The sequence below is a fragment of the Dactylosporangium sp. NPDC050688 genome (genome assembly GCF_040654515.1).
In the GTDB taxonomy this organism is placed as follows: domain Bacteria; phylum Actinomycetota; class Actinomycetes; order Mycobacteriales; family Micromonosporaceae; genus Dactylosporangium.
Genome location: NZ_JBFAIC010000081.1, coordinates 1 through 18,448, shown reverse-complemented (window position 1 = coordinate 18,448; position 18,448 = coordinate 1). Strand labels below are relative to the sequence as shown.

Annotated in this window: 21 protein-coding genes; 11 read left to right on the top strand and 10 right to left on the bottom strand. The window is 73.8% G+C overall.

The genetic code is table 11. From position 1 onward, the window contains the following. Nucleotides 1-5 precede the first annotated feature (5 nt). A complete protein-coding gene (locus tag AB0H83_RS44760; RefSeq protein ID WP_360107611.1) occupies nucleotides 6-533 on the bottom strand; it encodes a PASTA domain-containing protein in 528 nt (175 codons plus the stop codon). Nucleotides 534-615: 82 nt separating this feature from the next. On the opposite strand from AB0H83_RS44760, the gene AB0H83_RS44755 reads away from it, so the two are divergent. After that, nucleotides 616-1,485, top strand: coding sequence for a DUF72 domain-containing protein (locus AB0H83_RS44755; protein WP_360107608.1), 870 nt, complete (start codon nucleotides 616-618; stop codon nucleotides 1,483-1,485). A gap of 7 nt (nucleotides 1,486-1,492) precedes the next feature. Here AB0H83_RS44755 and AB0H83_RS44750 read toward each other — a convergent pair whose 3' ends face one another. Next, entirely contained in the window at nucleotides 1,493-2,656 is a 1,164-nt protein-coding gene (locus tag AB0H83_RS44750) for an endonuclease (protein WP_360107605.1), read from the bottom strand. Between the two features lie 198 nt (nucleotides 2,657-2,854). On the opposite strand from AB0H83_RS44750, the gene AB0H83_RS44745 reads away from it, so the two are divergent. The 6 genes from AB0H83_RS44745 (at nucleotide 2,855) to AB0H83_RS44720 (ending at nucleotide 6,473) form a co-directional block, all read left to right on the top strand. Next, complete coding sequence (locus AB0H83_RS44745) at nucleotides 2,855-3,721, top strand: YbaB/EbfC family nucleoid-associated protein (protein ID WP_360107602.1); 867 nt, start codon at nucleotides 2,855-2,857, stop codon at nucleotides 3,719-3,721. Nucleotides 3,722-3,725: 4 nt separating this feature from the next. Continuing rightward, on the top strand, nucleotides 3,726-4,061 hold the full coding sequence (locus tag AB0H83_RS44740; RefSeq protein ID WP_360107599.1) for a hypothetical protein: 336 nt from the start codon (nucleotides 3,726-3,728) through the stop codon (nucleotides 4,059-4,061). Beyond that, nucleotides 4,058-4,555, top strand: coding sequence for a hypothetical protein (locus tag AB0H83_RS44735; protein WP_360107596.1), 498 nt, complete (start codon nucleotides 4,058-4,060; stop codon nucleotides 4,553-4,555). Before AB0H83_RS44740 ends, AB0H83_RS44735 begins: the two co-directional genes overlap by 4 nt. Continuing rightward, nucleotides 4,548-5,042 carry an EndoU domain-containing protein gene (locus tag AB0H83_RS44730; protein ID WP_360107593.1) on the top strand — a complete coding sequence of 165 codons (495 nt, stop codon included), beginning with the start codon at nucleotides 4,548-4,550 and terminating at the stop codon, nucleotides 5,040-5,042. Before AB0H83_RS44735 ends, AB0H83_RS44730 begins: the two co-directional genes overlap by 8 nt. 44 nt (nucleotides 5,043-5,086) lie before the next feature. Next, on the top strand, nucleotides 5,087-5,500 hold the full coding sequence (locus AB0H83_RS44725) for a hypothetical protein (RefSeq protein ID WP_360107590.1): 414 nt from the start codon (nucleotides 5,087-5,089) through the stop codon (nucleotides 5,498-5,500). Nucleotides 5,501-5,579: 79 nt separating this feature from the next. Further along, nucleotides 5,580-6,473, top strand: a complete 894-nt coding sequence (locus tag AB0H83_RS44720; RefSeq protein WP_360107587.1) for a bile acid:sodium symporter family protein — start codon at nucleotides 5,580-5,582, stop codon at nucleotides 6,471-6,473. Here the strand turns inward: AB0H83_RS44720 and AB0H83_RS44715 are convergent. Continuing rightward, nucleotides 6,421-7,410, bottom strand: coding sequence for a LysR family transcriptional regulator (locus AB0H83_RS44715; RefSeq protein ID WP_360107585.1), 990 nt, complete (start codon nucleotides 7,408-7,410; stop codon nucleotides 6,421-6,423). The two genes, AB0H83_RS44720 and AB0H83_RS44715, sit on opposite strands and share 53 nt — an antisense overlap. Before the next feature lie 73 nt (nucleotides 7,411-7,483). Here AB0H83_RS44715 and AB0H83_RS44710 point away from each other — a divergent pair, with 73 nt between their 5' ends. Then, nucleotides 7,484-8,428: a DMT family transporter gene (locus AB0H83_RS44710; RefSeq protein ID WP_360107582.1), complete on the top strand. Its 945-nt coding sequence runs from the start codon at nucleotides 7,484-7,486 to the stop codon at nucleotides 8,426-8,428. A gap of 95 nt (nucleotides 8,429-8,523) precedes the next feature. On the opposite strand, the gene AB0H83_RS44705 is transcribed toward AB0H83_RS44710, so the two are convergent. From AB0H83_RS44705 to AB0H83_RS44680, 6 genes are all read right to left on the bottom strand, one after another. Beyond that, nucleotides 8,524-10,482, bottom strand: coding sequence for a DUF4118 domain-containing protein (locus tag AB0H83_RS44705; RefSeq protein ID WP_360107579.1), 1,959 nt, complete (start codon nucleotides 10,480-10,482; stop codon nucleotides 8,524-8,526). A gap of 157 nt (nucleotides 10,483-10,639) precedes the next feature. Next, nucleotides 10,640-12,232: a histidine kinase gene (locus tag AB0H83_RS44700; protein WP_360107576.1), complete on the bottom strand. Its 1,593-nt coding sequence runs from the start codon at nucleotides 12,230-12,232 to the stop codon at nucleotides 10,640-10,642. Nucleotides 12,233-12,353: 121 nt separating this feature from the next. Further along, nucleotides 12,354-12,947: a CBS domain-containing protein gene (locus tag AB0H83_RS44695; protein ID WP_360107573.1), complete on the bottom strand. Its 594-nt coding sequence runs from the start codon at nucleotides 12,945-12,947 to the stop codon at nucleotides 12,354-12,356. Between the two features lie 279 nt (nucleotides 12,948-13,226). Further along, nucleotides 13,227-13,355: a hypothetical protein gene (locus tag AB0H83_RS44690; protein WP_360107570.1), complete on the bottom strand. Its 129-nt coding sequence runs from the start codon at nucleotides 13,353-13,355 to the stop codon at nucleotides 13,227-13,229. A 148-nt stretch (nucleotides 13,356-13,503) separates the two neighbouring features. Continuing rightward, nucleotides 13,504-14,166 (bottom strand): response regulator transcription factor, encoded by a 663-nt coding sequence (locus tag AB0H83_RS44685; protein ID WP_360107567.1) that lies wholly within the window; start codon nucleotides 14,164-14,166, stop codon nucleotides 13,504-13,506. Further along, nucleotides 14,163-15,314: a histidine kinase gene (locus AB0H83_RS44680; protein ID WP_360107564.1), complete on the bottom strand. Its 1,152-nt coding sequence runs from the start codon at nucleotides 15,312-15,314 to the stop codon at nucleotides 14,163-14,165. Before AB0H83_RS44680 ends, AB0H83_RS44685 begins: the two co-directional genes overlap by 4 nt. A 222-nt stretch (nucleotides 15,315-15,536) precedes the next feature. Here AB0H83_RS44680 and AB0H83_RS44675 point away from each other — a divergent pair, with 222 nt between their 5' ends. Then, nucleotides 15,537-16,229, top strand: a complete 693-nt coding sequence (locus tag AB0H83_RS44675; protein WP_360107561.1) for a hypothetical protein — start codon at nucleotides 15,537-15,539, stop codon at nucleotides 16,227-16,229. Between the two features lie 100 nt (nucleotides 16,230-16,329). Here the strand turns inward: AB0H83_RS44675 and lepB are convergent, their stop codons facing one another. Further along, nucleotides 16,330-16,848 carry a signal peptidase I gene (gene lepB / locus AB0H83_RS44670; protein ID WP_360107558.1) on the bottom strand — a complete coding sequence of 173 codons (519 nt, stop codon included), beginning with the start codon at nucleotides 16,846-16,848 and terminating at the stop codon, nucleotides 16,330-16,332. A gap of 214 nt (nucleotides 16,849-17,062) precedes the next feature. Between lepB and AB0H83_RS44665 the strand changes: the two genes are divergently transcribed. Together AB0H83_RS44665 and AB0H83_RS44660 are read left to right on the top strand one after the other, a co-directional pair. Further along, nucleotides 17,063-17,320, top strand: coding sequence for a hypothetical protein (locus AB0H83_RS44665; RefSeq protein ID WP_360107555.1), 258 nt, complete (start codon nucleotides 17,063-17,065; stop codon nucleotides 17,318-17,320). A gap of 673 nt (nucleotides 17,321-17,993) precedes the next feature. Further along, a partial coding sequence (locus AB0H83_RS44660; protein WP_360107552.1) for a hypothetical protein occupies nucleotides 17,994-18,448 on the top strand: 455 nt, incomplete at its 3' end.

Here is an 18,448-nt window from a genome sequence, read left to right as displayed (position 1 = left end):
GCGCGTCAGACCCTTCTGGTGCAGGTCAGCACGACCGCGGTGGTCGTGGCCACCCGGTCCCCGGCGGCCGCCGACTGCCGCGTCACCGTCCAGTTCTGCGGCAGCACCACGTCGGGGTCCCCGGCGTCCGCCGAGCCGAACCGCACGTCGCTGAATCCCAGCCCTTCCAGCGTGATGCGCGCCGCCGCCGCGTTCTGCCCCACGACGTTCGGCATCACCACCCGCGCCACGGCCGCGCCCGTGGTCGCGGTCGCCGCCGGGGGCGGCACCGCCGGCGAAGCGCCCGACGAAGCGCCCGACGAGGCGGTCGCCGCGGCACTGGTACCACCGGCGCCGGTCGCGCCTGATGCCACCGCCGACGGGGCCGCCCCGGCACCCGGCCCGCCGCCCCGCCCGGCGCCGTCACCGCCCCGCCCGGCGAGCACCAGCCCCGCCACGACGACGACCACGACGGCGACGGCAGCCCCGACGATCAGGCCGGTCCGCCGCCGCGACGACGGCACGCCGCCGGCCGGCGGCTCTGGGAAGGTCACCGCCGGATTCTGCCCCTCCCCCCACCCCCACGGCAATCCGGGGGCGGTTTGCCGGTGGCGCCGGTTGGGACGCACTGCATGCATGGGTGAGATCAAGGTGGGCACCGCCTCGTGGACGCACAAGTCGCTGCTCGAGTCCGGCTGGTACCCGCCCGGGGCGAACACCCCCGAGCGCCGCCTCGCGTACTACGCCACCCGGTTCCCGATCGTGGAGGTCGACGCCACGTACTACGCGCTGCCCGCGCAGCGCACGTGGCTGTGGGCGGAGCGGACCCCGCCGGGCTTCACGTTCAACGTCAAGGCGTTCGGCCTGCTGACCGGCCACCCGGTCCGGGCCGGCGCGCTGCCCGAGGACCTGCGCCCGGACACCGGCAAGCCGCGGCTCTACCCGGCGGACCTGCCGCCGGCCGCGCTCGACGAGGTGTGGAGCCGCTTCCTTGCCGCCCTGGATCCGCTGGTCCGCGCCGGCAAGCTCGGCGTCGTGCTCTTCCAGTTCCCGCCGTGGTTCACCGCCGGCGAGGCAGCCCGCCGCACCGTGCTCGACGTGGCCGCCCGCTGCCGGCCGCTGCGGGTCGCCGTCGAGTTCCGCCACGTGTCGTGGTTCGCCGGCGACCGGCACCGCGAGACGCTGGACTTCCTGCGCGCGCACGACCTGCCGTACGTCGTCGTCGACATGCCGCAGGGCCACCGCTCCTCGGTCCCGCCGGTCGTCGAGGCCACCGCCGACCTCGCCGTGGTGCGCTTCCACGGCCGCAGCGAGCGCTGGACCAGCAAGGACATCGACGAGAAGTTCGCCTACCTGTACTCGGACCGGGAACTGGCCGCCTGGGCCACCGACCTGCGCGTCCTGGCCGCGCGGACCACCGAGACCCACGTGCTGCTGAACAACTGCTGCGCCGACAACTCCCAGCGCAACGCGGCCCGGCTCGTCGAGCTCCTCGAAGCCCTCTGAGACCGGCTCAGGAGCCCCAGATCGCCGCCGCCCATTCCGGGTGGTCGATGAACGGGTTGCGGTTGTGCTGCCAGGCGGCGTAGATGCGCTCGTTCCTGCGGCGCTCGAAGGCGTCCGGCGGGTCCTGCTGGTGCCACTGCAGCAGCACCGACAGCTTGCCGATGCGCGGGGCCGTGCCGTTGCCGACCAGGTTGTTGATCTCCAGGTCGGGCCAGCCGTCGTCGCCCTCGTAGCGGATGGCCATGTACATGATCATGCGGGCCACGTCGCCCTTGACGGCGGCGCGGGGTTCGAACGAGTCGCTGTCGGTGAGGCAGCCGGGGGCCTCGCTGACCGCGGACCCGCCGGTGTCGAAGTCCTTGTTGCCGCGGGCGGCGTTGACCGAGACGTCCTCGGGGCGCAGGTGGTGCACGTCGGTGCCGGGGCCGGTCGCGGTGCCGAAGTCGCCGTGCGACTTGGCCCAGACGTGCTCGCGGTTCCAGTCGTTCGCGCCGCCGCCGTTGCTGGTCTTGCTCTGCGAGCGCCCCGAGTACAGCAGGATCACGTTGGCGCTGTTGCCCGGGTCCTGGTCGGTGTCCTTGAGGGCGTTCCACACCTGGTCGTACGAGATGGCGGTCTGCACCTTGATGATGCTGTGCAGCGCCGAGCGCAGCGTGGTCCCGGTCTTGCCCGCTGCCGCGGCGTAGTAGGGCTCGACCGGGCCGGTGGCGGTCGGCGTCACGGTCGGGGTCACGGTCGGCGTGGGGGTGGTGCCGGCGAGGCTCATCGCGGTCGGCGACTTGAGCCCGGCGTGGGAGAAGTACGCCGTCAGCTGCCCCGCCACGACGAGCCGGCGGCCCATCAGCGACGGGTTGGACTGCAGCCCGAACGACGCCCGGTACGCGGTGGTGATCTGCACGTACAGCATCCGCGTGGTGCCGGTCTCGCTCGCGGTGTCGGCGAGGGCGAGCGCGGTGTCGCCGGTGAACCCGGACCGCAGCACGGTGGTGGTCGCGGTCGGCTGCCCGACGACGTAGCCGGCGACCGACGCGGACCGCCCGTCCTGCGCCGCGATGGCCTGCGCCACCGACAGGTCCGCCGCCACCGCCGCCGTCGAGGTCGTCACGACCACGGCACCGGCCGCGGCCAGGGCCAGCGCCACGATCACCGCGATCCGCCGGGTTCTGCTCATGGTCGCCCTCATCTCCGCGCACATACGCTGCCGTCAATATCCACCACGGCACCGGCCCGCTCCCCCATACCAGCCGCATCATCCCGGCCGGACGATGCCCCGCGTCGATGCGGCGTCGGCACCGTCACAGCGGACGGGGCGGCCGGGATTGGCTGCTCTTGTTAGGGTTTTCGGCGGGCGTACGAGAGGCGGGTGGGCATGGCGGACGACTACGCGAACCGGATCGACGACGCGAAGCGGCAGCTCGCCCAGCTACGGGCGGCCGCCGTCCACGGCAACCCCACCGCACCCGCGGCGACGGCCGGCGGGGCGGGGCGGGAGGCGACCGCGCACGCCGGGGACGGGGCGGTCGAGGTGGTCGCCGAGGGCGGGCGGCTGCGGGCCGTGACGCTGGCGCCGCAGGTCATGCGCCGCACCGGCGAGGAGATCGGCGCCCTGCTCACCGAGGCGGCCAACCAGGCGCTGCGGCAGTCGCGGGTTCCGGTGCCGGCCGCGGCCGAGGCCGGCGTGCCGTCCCTCGCCGCGCTGGAGACGAGCGTCGAGCAGGTGCGCGACCAGGGCGAGCGCGCCATGTACGAGATCCAGACCGCCCTCGACCGGGCCATCGCCAAGGTCGGCGACCGCACCGGGCTCGGCGGCGACACCGGCGGCCAGGGCCTCGACCAGCTCCTCGCCGCCCTGGCCGGCACGCTGCGGGCCGCCCAGGACACCGGCTCAGCGCAACAGCGCGCGGAACAAGGCGCGGCACAAGCAGACGCCCGCACCAGTCAGGGCGCGGACGGCGACGGGCACGTGGCCGCCCGGGTGGATGCCGGCGGCGCGGTCACCGGGTTTACGTTCGGGCCCTGGGCCATGCGGCTGACGTCGGTCGACCTGGCCGCGCACGTCGTCACCGCGGTCAACGCCGCCCTCGCCGGCGCCGAGGCGGACGGGGCGGCGCGGGCCGCCGCGGACCTGGCCGACCTGCGCCGCCGGGTCGACGACGTGCGCCAGGCCAGCGTGACCCAGATGACGCAGCTCACCGCGGCGCTGACGGGGATCATGTCGAGGATCAGGGAGCCGTGAGCCGATGTCGTCGGACCGTGTCGAGATCGATCCCGAAGGGATCATGCGCTCCGGGGACGGGATCCTCACCGCGGCGCAGGTGATCCAGCGGGAGATCACCGCGTTCCAGGGTGAGCTCGCGGCGTACGGCGAGCCGTGGGGCACCGACGATGTCGGGTCGCTCATCGGGATGGTGTACGGCGTGATCAGCGACCTCGCGTTCGAGACGTACGCCGGCAACACCGACGAGATCGGGCAGATCGGCGGCCTGACCCGCCGGATGGGTGAGAACTACGTGGAGACGGAGTCCGGCAACCGCACCGACCTCAACTCCTACAAGCAGGCGCTCGGGGGTGGATGATGGGGCTGCAGCTGCCCGGTGAGCTGGTCTCGCTGCTGGCCATGCTCGGGTACACCTGGCCGGAGGCCGACGAGACGAAGCTGTTCGAGATGGCCGGGGCGTGGATGGCGTTCCCGGACCGGCTCACCAACGGGCTCGCCGACGCCGACGCCGCCGCGCAGCGGGTCTGGACCGCCAACCACGACAGCGCCGTCGAGGCGTTCCGCGCGTCGTGGCAGCAGGCGGACTCGGCCCGGGCCAACCTGGAGGACGGCGCGACCGCGGCCCACCTCATCGGCGCCGGCCTGATGATCTGCGCCGGCATCGTGCTCGCCCTGAAGATCAACGTGATCGTCCAGCTGGTCCTGCTCGCGATCGAGATCGCCCAGGCCATCGCGACCGCGGTCGCCACGTTCGGCGCGTCGCTGCTGGAGATACCGATCTTCAAGATGCTCACGCAGGTCGTCATCGACCAGCTCATCAACCTCGCGCTGAACGCGGTGCTGGGTGGTTAGACGGCGCGGCGGGGGCCGCAGCGGCGTGTTCCAGCCGGTCGAGAAGTGGCTGCGGGCGCGGCTGCGGCACCCCCGGTACCAGCACGTCTTCCGCGGCCACGTGGTGCGCAGGCCGCACGGGCTGCGCGGCTCCGGCTACCACCACCGGCACAACGGCTGGAACCCGCCCGGCGCCCGGGTCCGTCGCGACGCCGACGGGATGGAGATCATCCTGGAGCGCAACCCGTCCGGCACGTACCGGGCCCGGGTCGACGTGCAGGCCGCCGACGGCACCTGGCACCCGAAGGACGGCTCCAGCACGTTCTTCCCCGACAGCTGGCACCCCCAGCGCGTGGAGAACGCGATCAAGGACGCCTTCACGAACCGTACGCCGCACCCGACGAACCCGAGGCGCTGGCGCGGGCAGTCCGACGGGCTGGTCATCGAGGGCAGCTACGATAACTACCCGACGACCACGTCGTGGAACTCGGCGTGGCCCATCAACTAGCCGATCAACTGACCGCTTTTGTCTCGACGCAGACGGGTGCACGCATGCGCGACCGGATCACCTTCAGCCGCGACCAGTACGGCGCCCCTTCCGCCAAGACCGACACCGGCCATTTCAACCTGCTCGCCGGCCAGCTGATCAGCGACATCATCAACTACGCGCCCGACCTGCTGCAGCTGCTCGACAAGATCGACCGGGTGCGCACGGGCCGGTCCGCCGCCGAGGAGTACGAGGGCAACTCGTCGCTGTTCCAGGCCACCCCGGACGGGGTGCTGGTCGCCGACCTCGAGGACGACGGGGACTCGGCCACGTACACGTTCGACGAGGCCCGCGCGGCGATCCTGCAGTACCTGGACTTCCTCGCCCCGTCCGCCGCGCAGAAGCAGGACGCCGTCAGCCGCTGGGAGGCCGAGTCCGGCCGCACCTACCCGGGCCGCGCCGAGCTGGGCCTGACCTGACGCCGCCGCGGGCCGGCCGCGGGCAGTTCTGTCGATGCGGCCGGTTCCGCGACGGCGGCGACAGCACCACAATCCGTGGATGGACTCGTGGTTGACCACCGTAGGGCTGCCGGTCGCCCTCGCCGTCGTGATGCTCGGGCTGGGTCTCGGGCTGGGCACCGGCGACTTCCGCCGGGTGCTGACCTACCCGAAGCTGGTGCTCATCGCGCTCGGCTGCCAGGTGCTGCTGCTGCCCGCCGCCTGCTTCGGGCTCGTCGCGGCGTTCGGGCTGGAGCCTGAGCTCGCCGTCGGCATGATGCTGCTCGCGGCGTCACCCGGCGGGACCACCGCCAACCTGTACAGCCACCTGTTCGGCGGGCACGTCGCGCTCAACGTGACCCTGACCGCGGTCAACTCGGTCCTCGCCGTGGTGACGCTGCCGGTGGTGGTGAACCTGTCGGCGGCGCACTTCCTCGGCGACGCCGCATCGATCGGCCTGCAGTTCGACAAGGTGCTCCAGGTCTTCGCGATCGTGCTGGTCCCGGTGTCGATCGGCATGCTCGTGCGGGCCCGCTTCGCCGACCTCGCGGCCCGGCTCACCGGCCCGGTCAAGGTCGTGTCGGTGGTCGTGCTCGTGGCCGTCGTCGCCGGGGCGGTGCTCAAGGAGCGGGCCAACATCGGCGACTACTTCCTCGCCGTCGGCGCGATCGTGCTGGTCTTCAACGTGCTGAGCCTCGCGGTCGGATACGGCCTGCCCCGCCTCGCCGGCGTCGGCAAGGGCGAGGCGATCGCGGCCGGCATGGAGATCGGCATCCACAACAGCACCCTGGCGATCGCCGTGGCGATCAGCCCGGCGCTGCTGGACAACACGCGCATGGCGGTGCCGGCCGCGGTGTACGGCATCACCATGTTCTTCACCGCCGCCGCCTTCGGCTACCTCGTCAACCGACGGCGCGCCGCGACCGGTGCCTCGGCCGCGGCGCCGGTCGCGTGACCGGCCGCAGGCTGTCGCCGAGGTCGCCGGCGAGCCCGCGCACCGTGTCCAGGAAGGCGGCGACCGCCGGTGGCAGCGGCCCCTCCCGCAGCACCACGACCAGCCGGCGGCCGAACCGCCCCTCGGCGACGTCGCGGACCGCCACCGCCGCGTCCGACGCCGGGTCCGACGGCAGCACCAGGGCCGGCAGCAGCGCGACCGCCGCGGCCGCACGGACCAGGCCCAGCTGGACGTCGGCGTCGTTGGAGCGGTGCCGGACGTCCGGCTCGTAGCCGCCGACCAGCCGGCAGTTGCCGACGACCATGTCGTGGTGGCCGGTGCCGACCTCGGAGGCGACCCACACGTCGTGCCGCAGCGCCGCCAGGGCGACCGGCCCGCCGGGCGCGGCGAGGGGGTGCCCGGCCGGCAGGACCAGCCGCACCGGCTCCTCCAGCAGCACCTCGAACCGCAGCCCGGCCGGCCGGGGGCGCGGATGGCCGTCGTACTCGTCGCTGACCACCAGGTCGACCGCGCCGAGCCGCAGCCCCGGCAACGCCTGCTCGAGCTCCACCTCGGAGATCTCGGTGCGCACCTGCGGGTGCGCGGCCGCCATCCGGGCGACCGCGGGGACCAGCAGCCGCCGCGCCGCCGACTGCAGGCCGCCGGCGCGGACCGTGCCGCGCACCGCCCCGCCGAGCGCGGCGAGGTCCGCCGTGGCCGCCTCGGCCGCCGTCAGCAGGACACGGGCGTGCGCGGCGAGCAGCCGCCCCGCGTCGGTGAGCCGCACCCCGCGCCCGGCCTTCTCCAGCAGCCGCGCGCCGGCCTCCTTCTCCAGCACGCTGAGCTGCTGTGACACCGACGACGGGCTGTAGCCGAGCGCCGCGGCGACCGCGCCCAGGGTGCCGCGCTCCTCCACCTCGCGCAGCAGCCGCAGCCGGCGCAGGTCCAGCGTGACCATGCACAAACTCTAACCAGTCAGCTCCACGAATCGTCGCTGGATCCGACGGGTACGCCCACCGATGCTGGACGGCATGGGTCCCGCACTGTGCCTGCTCTCGGCCGCCTGCTTCGGCGCGATGCCGATCTTCGGCAAGTTCGCGTACGCCGCGGGCGTCACCCCCGCGACGCTGCTGCTGGTGCGCTTCGCGCTGGCCGCCGTGCTCCTGGCGGCGCTGCTGCTGGCCCGCCCGGGGCTGCGGCGCACCGCCGGCGGCCCGGTCCGGTTGACGGCCGGCCTGGTCCTCACCGGGCTGGGCCTCGGCGCGATCGGGTACGCCACCCAGGCCGGCCTGTACTTCGCCGCCCTGCGCCGGATGGACGCCTCGCCGCTGTCGCTCATCCTGTACACGTACCCGCTGCTGGTCACCGTCGCCGCCGTGCTGCTGGGCCGGGACCGGCTGACCCCCGCCCGCGGCGCCGCGCTCGCCGTCGCCTCCGCGGGCACGCTGCTGGTCCTGCTCGGCACCGGCGGCGTGGACTTCGACCCGTTCGGCGCGGCCCTGGGCTTCGGCTCCGCGGCGACGTACTCCGGGTACATCCTCATCGCCGACACCGTCGTGCACCGGCTGCCACCGGTCGTGCTGTCGGCCCTGGTGATGGCGGGTGCCGCGGTCACCCTGACCGGCCACGCCCTCGTCACCGGCGGCGCCGGCCTCGACTTCGCCCCGCGCGCCTGGCTGTGGCTGGCGTGCATCGCGGTCGTCTCCACCGTCGCCGCCACCCTGGCCTTCTTCGCCGGCCTGCGCCGCACCGGCCCGTCGACCGCCGCGATCCTGTCCACCTTCGAACCGGTCGTCACCACCGCCCTGGCCGCGCTGACACTGCACGAGCTGCTGACCCCGGTGCAGCTGGCGGGCGGCCTGCTCGTGCTGACCTCGGTCGCGGTGCTGCAGCTGCGCCGCCCCGCCCGCCCCCCGGCGCCGGCGAGCCACGCCCCCGACCCGGCGCTCGTGCCTCAGCCCGCGACGAAGGGGTAGACGCCCGGGTGCGCACGGCAAGTGAGGTCAGGTTCCGGTCGTCGCCGGCAGCACCGCGGTGAACCGGCCTGCCCGGGGCTCCCTGCGGACGGGTGTCACCCGGCGGGCACCATCGGGAACGACTCCAGCGCCCCGCACGGGTCCGGCTCGGCGAGCGGGATCTCCGCGGTCAGGGTCGTGCCATGCCCCGGCGGGCTGACGACGCTGAGCCGGCCGCCCAGCGCCTCGACGCGGTCGCGCAGGCCGACCAGCCCCGTGCCGCCCTCCAGCCGGGCGCCGCCGGCGCCGTCGTCGATGACCGACAGCCAGGCGCGCCGCGCGTCCGCGCCCACCGTGACGCACGCGGCCGACGCCCGGGCGTGCTTGGCGATGTTGGTCAGCGCCTCCGAGACCACGTAGTACACGGCCACCTCCACCCGCTCGGGGAGCCGGCCGCTGACCTGCAGCCGCAGGTCGACCGGCACGGCGCTGCGCCGTACCAGCGTGCGCAGCATCGGGCAGATACCGCCCTGGGTCAGCAGGGCCGGGTGGATGCCGCGGGCGAGTTCGGTCAGGCACTCGTGGATCTCGGTGAGGCTCCGGACGGTCTCGGACAGCAGGCGCTGCACCGCCGGCGGGTCGTGCGGCGCCGAGTCCTGCGCCATGCGCAGCCGCAGGGCGAGCGCGACGATGCGCTGCTGCGGCCCGTCGTGCAGGTCACGTTCGATGCGGCGCCGCGCGCCGTCCGCCGCGGCGACCAGCCGGCCGCGGGACGCGATGAGCCGGGCGCGGTTCTCGGTGTTCGCGATGGCCGTGGCGACGAGCTCGGTGAAGTGGCACAGGCGTTGCGCCGCGTCCGCCGGCACCGGCTCCGGCCTGGTCGACAGCACGAGCATCACCCCCCAGAGCTCACCGTCGACCACGATCGGCACGCCGAGACCGCGGCGCACGCCACGGTCGCGCAGCTCCGCGGCGATCGGGCCGGTGGCCGTGTCGTAGTCGATCTGCGCCGCGGCGCGGGTCCGCAGGATCGTGCCGACGATGTTGTCGCCGGCCATGGACAGGCTCAGGTGCTCGGGCATCAGCCGCCCCTGCTCGTCACGCTCGGAGACCGCCGTGGCGGTGCGGTCCGACTCGTACCGGATCAGCGCCGTGTGGAACCCGCGGAACAGCCGGTGCAACTCGGCCGTCACCGCCGCGAACACCTTCCCGGGCGGCCCGCCGATGGCGACCATCGTGGCCACCCGGCGCAACGCCGCCTGCTCGGCCAGCAGCTTCTGGGTTGCCTGCTGGCTGGCGCGCAGCGAGCCGATCAGCGCCTGGCGGTCGACGGCGGCGCGGACGACGTTGCCCAGCAACGGAGCGAGCCGGTCACGGAGGCGCTCCAGCGGCTCCGGCGCGATGGTGTCCGCGACGACGAGCCGCATCGGGCGGCGGCTGTCGTCACCGAGCTGGATGACGATCACACCGGCCGGCGTATCCCCTCCTGCCGCGTCCCCTCCTGCCGTGTCACGGGGTGTCACGTCCCTTCCCGGCGCGTCGCCGACCTCGATCGACACGCTGTCGAGGCCGAACCGGTCCGCGAGACACCGCGATCCGGCGCTGAGCCCGGACGCCAGCTCCGCCTGGCCGAGGACGTTGCGGGCGAACTCGACGGCGATGTCCGCCTCGTCCACCCGTTGCTGCGCCTGCACCGTCCGCGCCCGGGCGAGGTCGGCCATACCGGCGCTGACCAGCGCCACCATCACGAGGATCACCGTCCGCTGCAGGTCGTGCGACACGGTCAGGTGCAGCCCTGCGGGCGGGACGTGCACGAAGTTGTACAGCAGCGCGCTGGCCAGCGCGACGCCGATGCCGAGCCGGGCACCCCAGACGGTCGCCAGCACCACCACACCCACGAAGTAGATGGTGGAACTCGGCGGGGTGTGCGGGAAGGCGACGTGCAGCACCGAGAGCGCGACCGTCTCGGCGACGACGACCACCACCGCGACGGCGACACCGACAGGCAGCGGCGGCGGTACGGTCGGCAGCAACCACGTCATGAGCCGGCGGCGGACGCCGTTGGTCACCGTCATGCGGCCTCCTGGTCCGCGAGGTCGTGGCTGCGGGGACCGGGCCGCGTCCTTACCGGTCCGGCATGCACACGTCCGACCGTTCGCCTTCCCCAGGACGGTCCACGTCACCCGGCGCGGGTGACATCCCGTCGCTACCCCGGCCGTCGCCCGCGGCCGGTCAGGGTTCGCCCAGCGGGAAGTCGGCCTGCAGGCGGGTACCCCGCCAGGGTGGGCTCTCCACGGTCAGCTTGCCGCCCAGCGCCTCCACCCGGTCGATCAGCCCGATGAGGCCGGTGCCCTGTTTCGGCTCCGCACCGCCGATGCCGTCGTCGGTCACCGTCAGGTGCAGGTAGCCGCCGTGTACCCACACGACCACGTGCACGAGCGTGGCCTGGGCGTACTTCGCGGCGTTCGTCAGCGCCTCCGCCACCACGTAGTACGCCGCGACCTCGACCGGCTCCGGCAGCCGGCCCTTCACCCGCAGGTCGAGGTCCACCGGGATCACGGAACGGCGGGCCAGTCCGCCGATCGCGGGCCGCAGGCCGCCGCCGACGAGGATCGCCGGGTGGACGCCGCGCGACAGCTCGCGGACGTCGTTGACGGCACCGTTCAACCCGTCAACGATGGCGGCCAGTTCCTCGCGGATCTCCGACAGCTGCGGCGGCACCGTCGCCTCGACCCGCCGCACGTCCAGCCCGAGCGAGATGAGCCGCTGCTGGACGCCGTCGTGCAGGTCACGCTCCAGCCGCCGGCGGGTCTGGTCGGCGGCGAGCACCAGCCGCGCCCGGGACGCGACGAGGTTGGCGCTCTCCACCAGGACGACCGCCTGGCGGATGATCAGCAGCACGATGACCACGGTCACCGAGACGATCTCCACGCTGTCCATCGGGATGCCCCGGACGAGCTGCACGATCAGCAGCACGCTGGTGCCGGCGACCGGCACGTACGGCAGCAGCAGGTGCCCCCAACGGGCGTGCGGGCGCACCGGCCAGTGCCACACCGCCCGGGCCGGGGTGAGCGCGGCGACGGCGATGAGCGCGTGCCCGGCGACGAACCCGGAGTTGGCCAGCGGCGAGATGCCGTTCGCGCCCTTGGACACCTGGTACGCGAAGACCGTGTCCGACAACGACAGCGAGAGCAGCCCGGCCCCGAGGATGATCAGCTGCGGCCGGTTCGGCGCCGTCGCCGTCGTGGCGAGCAGCAGGATGATCATGATGGTCAGCAGCAGATCGGTGAGCGGGTAGGCGATCGCGACCGAGTACGCGAGCGGGGTGGCCGCACCGGCCCGCACCACCGCCCCGAGCGCGGTGGCCCAGATGAGCACGAACAGCGCGCCGACGACCATGAGCCCGTCCAGGACGACGATCAGGCGCCCCGGGCGGCGCGTCATGCCCGGCACGCTCCGGTCGGCGGCCAGGACGATGATCGCCACGAGGGCGAACACCGGCAGCGTCAGGTACCCCGCATCCGCCGGCGACGGGCTCGGCAGCCCCACGTGGATGACCAGTCGATACCAGGTCCACAGGAACTGCCCGACCATCCAGCCGCAGGTCGCGGCGCCCATCCACACCCGCCACCACCGCTGGCCGCCGGTGTGCCGGACGGCGGTGATCCAGCAGGCGAGCGTCGCCGCCAGCGCGGCGAAGAGCTGGCCGGCGTCGTCGAGGAGCGCCGACCACCGCGGACCCAGCACCCCCGAACTGGCCAGACCGACGACGGCGACCACCGACACGGCGGCAACGACGAGCGGGGTCGACGAGTGTCTGCGCAAATGGATTGATCCTGACCAAAGGCGATCAGAACGACATCCGCTTACGCTACCGCGTCCGCGGCTCCCCCATCCGGCCCGCACGGCCCCGCCCGTCCGGCGCGCGCTGCCACCATCCCGGGTTTCACCCGCCGGGTGCGCCGCGCCCCCCGGCACCGGGCTGCACGCCGACGGTGCCGACCCCCGGCGTGGTCCGTACGAGCGCCACCACCGCCGCCCGCTCGGCCTCGTCGTCGAACTCACCCCCGATGGTCGCGGCGCCGTCGCGGACGGACACCGGCCAGCGCTGCCGCCCGTCGGCGTAGGCGTCGAGGCGGCGCTGCGCCTCGCGCTGCGCGGCGTCGTCGGTCGGCAGCAGCGTCCGCAGGACGTCGCAGCGGCTGACGATGCCGACGACGTGCTCCTCGACCACCACCGGGACGGTGTGCGCCCCGCGGCGGACCATGACGCCGGCCAGATCGGCGACGTCTGCCTCCGGCCACGCCGTCACCGGCAGGCCCGACATGATGTCGCGGACCCGCCGCGTCGACGGCGCGCCGGCCCGCGCCCGGTCGCGCAGCACGTCGACCTCGCTGACGAGGCCGACGACCACGTCGCGGTCGTCGACGACGGGCGCGGCGGTGATCGAGCGCCGTTCCAGCAGCGCCACCGCCTCCGCGACGGCCGCGTCCGCATGCACCGTGTACGCGGGCGTGCTCATGATGTCCTTGGCGTGCATCGCTCCTCCTCCACTGGTACGCGGCACGTCAGTGCCACCTCAAGCGTCCCGCGCGGCCGGCGGTCCGGTCAGGCCGGTGGTGCACGGCACGACGCGTACAGCTTCCTAGGACAATGCGCCGCCCTGGAGCCGCACGGGGGATGGGGTCGTTGGGCACGAAGTTCGCCACCGAGACGTGCGGCCAGGTCAGGCCGTTGAAGTTCAGCAGGACCGTCTGGGTGTACTGGATCTGCGTGTAAAAGACGTCGATCATGGTGCCGACGGTGTCCGCCGACGGGGTCACCAGGTAGCTGACGACGGGTTGCCGTGGCTCGCGCTGCCCTGCACGAGCACCGGATCGCCCGACCAGCTCGGCGGGGGCACGGTGATCTGCTCCGCCACGGTCTCGATCCAGAAGATCGCGGACATCTGGATCGCGTCGGCGTTCGGGTTGGCCGCGTTCGCGTCGCCGACCCGGATGCCGTGCGAGCGCCGGCGGCGCCCGCGGCAGCCAGGGCCGCGGCGTGCCTGCCGGACGCCCGCCGCCAGTCGGTCAGCCGGTCAGCCGGTGCGCCGGTCAGCCGGTGTCGTCGCCGGGGCGGATCAGGCCGCTCTCGTAGGCGAACGCGATCGCCTGGGGGCGGTCGCGCAGGCCGAGCTTGTCCAGCGCCCGGCCGAGGTGGGTCTTCACGGTCGTCTCGCCGAGGAAGAGCCGCGCGGCGACCTCGGCGTTGGACAGGCCCCGGCCGACCAGGGCGAGCACCTCCGCCTCGCGCCCCGTGAGCCGGTCCAGCGCCGCCGCACGGGCCGGCGCCTGCGGTGCGCGCGCGTAGCCGCCGATCACCCGGGGCACCACCGCCGGGTCGATGAGCCCGCGGCCGGCGGCCACCTCGCGCAGCGCGTCGAGCAGCTGCTCCGGCGGCGACACCTTGAGCAGGAACCCCGCGACGCCCGCCCGCAGCGCGCCGTCCAGGAGCACCTCCTCGTCGAAGGTGGTCAGCACGAGCACCTTGACCGCGGGGTGCGCCTCGGCGATCGCCCTGGCCGCGGCGATGCCGTCGAGCCCGGGCATGCGGGCGTCCATGAGGACCACGTCGGGGCGGAGCGCGGCGACGGCCCGCAGCGCCTCGTGACCGTCCGCGGCCTCCCCGACGACCTCGAGGTCCGGCTCGTCGGAGATGAGCATGCGCAGGCCCGCCCGCACGATCGCCTCGTCGTCCGCCAGCAGCACCCGGATCATCGCATCTCCTCGCCGAGCGGAAACCGCGCGTACACCTCGAAACCGCCCTCGGCACGGGGGCCGGTGCGCAGCTCACCGTCGAACATCGCCACCCGCTCCCGCATGCCGACCAGCCCGTGCCCGCCGCCGGGCGACGGACCGGGTGCGGTGCCGCCCCGCCCGTCGTCGGCCACGCGGAGGCTGACGGCCGCCGGCTCATACGTCACGGTCACCGTGGCGGACCCGGCCGCGGCGTGCCGCAGCGTGTTGGTGAGCGCCTCCTGCGTGACACGGTAGGCCGAGACGTCCAGCGCCGCCGGCAGCGGCACGGGCTCGCCCTCGACCCGCAGCGTGACGTCCAGCCCCGCGGAGCGGACGTGCCCGACCAGGTCGTCGAGCCGCCGCAGCGACGGTGGCGGGGCGAGGCCGTCGCCGTCCGCGGGGCGCAGCAGCCCGACCACCCGCCGCAGCTCCGTCACCGAACGCCGCCCGAGCTGCTCGACCTGGGCCAGCACGTCCCGCTCGGCGGGCCGGTCGTCCAGCCGGCGGCGCACCACGCCGACCTGCAACGTCATGACGCTGACCGTGTGCGCCACCGCGTCGTGCAGCTCGCGGGAGATGCGGGCCCGCTCCTCGTCGACGGCCGCGCGGGCCCGGGCCTCGCGCTCCGCGTCGAGCTGGGCGGCCAGCAGCGCGAGCTGCCGGGAGCGCGCCTGCTCGCGGCGCAGCAACGTCCCGAGCCCCCATGCGGCGCCGACCAGCGTGCCGAAGAACACGAACTCCCACGCGCCCTCGCCGCTGCCGACGAGCGGCACGGCCGGCACCACCGCGGCGGCGACCGACGCGACCAGCACCCGGCGCGGCGGGCCGCGGAACGCGGCGTGCACGACGAGCACCAGCTCCGCGATGAGCTGGGATCCGCCGATCCCGGGGCTGCCGGTCAGGATCGCATACGGAAACGACAGCATCGCCACGGTCATCGCGGCGACCGGGAACCACGCGGCCAGCGGGAAGGACAGCGCCAGGACCACGACCGTCACGACCGCGCTCGGGCGGGTGTCCATGCCCCGCGGGTCGCCGTAGGCCTCGACGAGCGCAAGGGCGGTGAACAGCACGCCGGCCACGACGCCGACGACCAGCCACTGCCGCTGACCATGTGGTACGCGCACCGGGCCTCCTCTCGCCGCCGACGGTAGCGAGCGCGCGGCCACGGCGGCATCAGATCCGGGGACGACACCGCGTCCTCCCCGGGGAGGACCTCCGGCACCCGCCGTCGCCCCGGGGTCGCAGGCGCAGCGGCCCTGCACGCCGATCCGCCGGGCGCCGCACCGCCATAGCGTCTGCCCCACGCCGAAACACCGGCGCCGACAACCCGAGAGGATTCCAAAGCGATGTCCGATAACGCCACCACCACCGCCACCGGCACCACCCCGGCCCCGCTGCGCCGGCTCGCCGGCGGCGCCCTCATCCTGGCCCCGTTCGTCATGTTCGGTGGCATGCTCACCTCGCCGCCGCAGGCCGACGACACCTCGGCGGCGTACCTCAGCTCCCTCGCCGACGACTACGGCCTGTCCGTGCTGTCGGCGAACCTCCTGCACTACGCCTGGGTGCTCATCGCGCTCGGCGTGCCGGCCACGCTGACCCTGCTGCGCGGCCGGCGCGGCCGGACCCTCACCGCGGTCGGCGTCGCCCTGACCACGTTCGGCGCGATCCAGATGTCGGGCATGCTGCTGTCGGACTGGTTCACCGGCGCGATGCCCGGCGTGGTGCCGCTCGCCGACGCGGTCAAGGTGTTCGACACCGTGGCCACCGACCCGTCGCTGGTCGTGTGGCGCCTCACCGGCGTCGCCGGCGGGGTGGTCATGCTGCCGCTGCTCCTGGCCGGCCTGGCCCGCGCCGGCGTGGTCGGCTGGTGGACCGTGCCGGTGATCCTGACGCCGTTCGTGGCCGCCGCCATGCTGCCCGACGGGGTCGGTGCCGTGGTCGCGCTCGCCTGCTACGCGCCGCTCATGCTCCTCGGCGCCCGCCTGGTGCGCCGCACGGCCCCCGACGTCGTGCGCGCCGAGGCGTTCGCCACGGCCTGATCCCGGCGCCGCGCGGCGACGGGCTCACGGGCCGGCCCGACCGGGTCGGCGGCCGCGGCCGAGCCGGATCGGCTCGGTCGCGGCGGCGGCATCGGCCGGCTCACCCGGTCTCCGTGAGCACCCCGATGACCCGGTCGTTGGGCACGGTGCCCAGGCAGCGGGAGTCCATGGACACGCCGCGACTGTCGCCCATGACGAAGACATGGCCCGGTTCGACCGTCACCGGGCCGAACCGGCGCGAGAGGCACTGGGTCGCGACCGGCTCGGCGTCGATGGGAGAGTCCTCCCCGAGGTACGGCTCGTCCAGCGCGACCCCGTCGACCGTCACCCGGCCCTCGACGTCGCAGCACGCGATCACGAACCCTTCGACCGCCACCACCCGCTTCACCGACTCGTTGCCTGGGGAACCCCACGCCTCCGGGTTGCGGAAGACCACCACGTCGCCGGGCGTCGGTTTGTACGTGCCCGGCGCCACAACTCTCGCCACGAACGTCTGACCGGCCTTCAGCGCCGGCTGCATGGCGTTTGTGCTCGCCGTGTACCGCTTGGTCCGCGGCACCTCGGCCGCCGCGCAGCCGGCGAGCAGCGCCATCGCACACAGCAGGATCCGGGACCGCATCAGCGGAAGATACACGGCCGGCGCGGCCGGCGCCGTCCCCGCCACGATCAGCATGAGGCCTGACGGACGGCCAGGTGGCTATACCTGCCAGCAGGTATCAGCGGGTGCGGAAACCCGCAGGCGGAGAGTCCCGCTGGCGCCGAGGTTGTCCTCCAACGGTACGAGAGAACTTGGATGTAGGCATATTCGACACCCCCTTGAACAGGTGATCCCCATGACGACTTGCCCGGTTGAGCCGATGCTGAGCATGGCACTGTTCGTCTCCGACGTCTCCGCGTCCGGCGACCTGGACGACGCCACCGTTCGCGAGACCGTCCACCGCACGCTCGAACAGCTCGGCCCCGACGAGTGCTACGCCCGGGCCGCGGAGGTGTTCGGCGACCGTCCCGAGGTCGCACTGCCCAGGATCCAGTGGGCCCGCGAGCTGTGCGCCCGCGCCATGGCGCCCGCGCTGGCCGTCGCGGCCGCCTGACGGTCCACCCCCGGGCCCACCGGATGCGCTGCGGGCGCTTCGGTGGCGCCGGCCTCCTGCCACAGGCGGGCCGGCCCCAGCGCCTCGGACGGCACCGTCTCGCTGGGCTTCAGCACGACGGTGTCCCCGGCGAAAGCCAGGCCCAGTCAACAGGCCCAGTCAATAGGTCCAGCCCTGACGCGGCAGCATCGTTCATCCGTGTCGCAAGCACACGAACATCCCGACCCCACCGATTCCCCGCGCCGGCGGGCCCCCTGATCGTGTCGCCCTACTCGGCGTCACCTGACGACTTTGCCCGGACCCCGGGCTCCCACCCGAGACGCAGGGACAGCCGCGCGGTCGACTCAAGCAACGCGTCGCGGCAGGCCTCGAACTCGGCCTGAAACCGCTCCCTGGGACCACATACGCTGAATGCTCTGCTTCCGCCCGGACGAGGTCGACATCGTTGCGGAACTGGCGAAGGTGATCCTGGCTGGTCCGAGCAGACTGAGGGACACTGAAGGAGTGGCCACCTTGTCCCCTTTCGATCATATTTGGTCGCCCACTCAGGCGTGACCGGGGGTAGCCGGCCCCACGAGCCACTCCACCGCCGCTCAGGCGGATCACACGTCAGACGCGAAGCTCAGCTAGTCCATGGACAACCCACAGCGCCGTGGGTGAGGGAGGACAGCCGATGAACCGGCCTACGGCCACCCGGGTGCGCGCCGGCACCGCCGAACCCGCGGCCGAGGACGACGAGCTGGAGCAGTACGTGCCCGACGCGGAGCACCTGGTCGCGGAGGCCGTGGAGCTGGCGGCAGCCCAGGACGCCGGCCCCGAGCTGGTCGCGCGCTACTGGCACCTCGTGCCCGACGAGGAGCTCGCCAGCTGCCAGGTGGACCGGATGGTCGAGGCCACCCGGTCGCACCTGGAGCTGGCCCGGCAGCGGGTGCCCGGCGAGCTGAAGCTCCGGCTGGGCCTGAGCGTCGCAGGCGGCACGTCGCTGGAGATCATCACCGACGACATGCCGTTCCTTGTCGACTCGGTCACCAGTGCGCTGTCGTCGCGCGATCTCGATGTGAACCTGCTGGTTCACCCGCTGGTTGTGGTGCGCCGCCAGCCGCTGGGTGCGCTGGAGGAGGTCCGGGT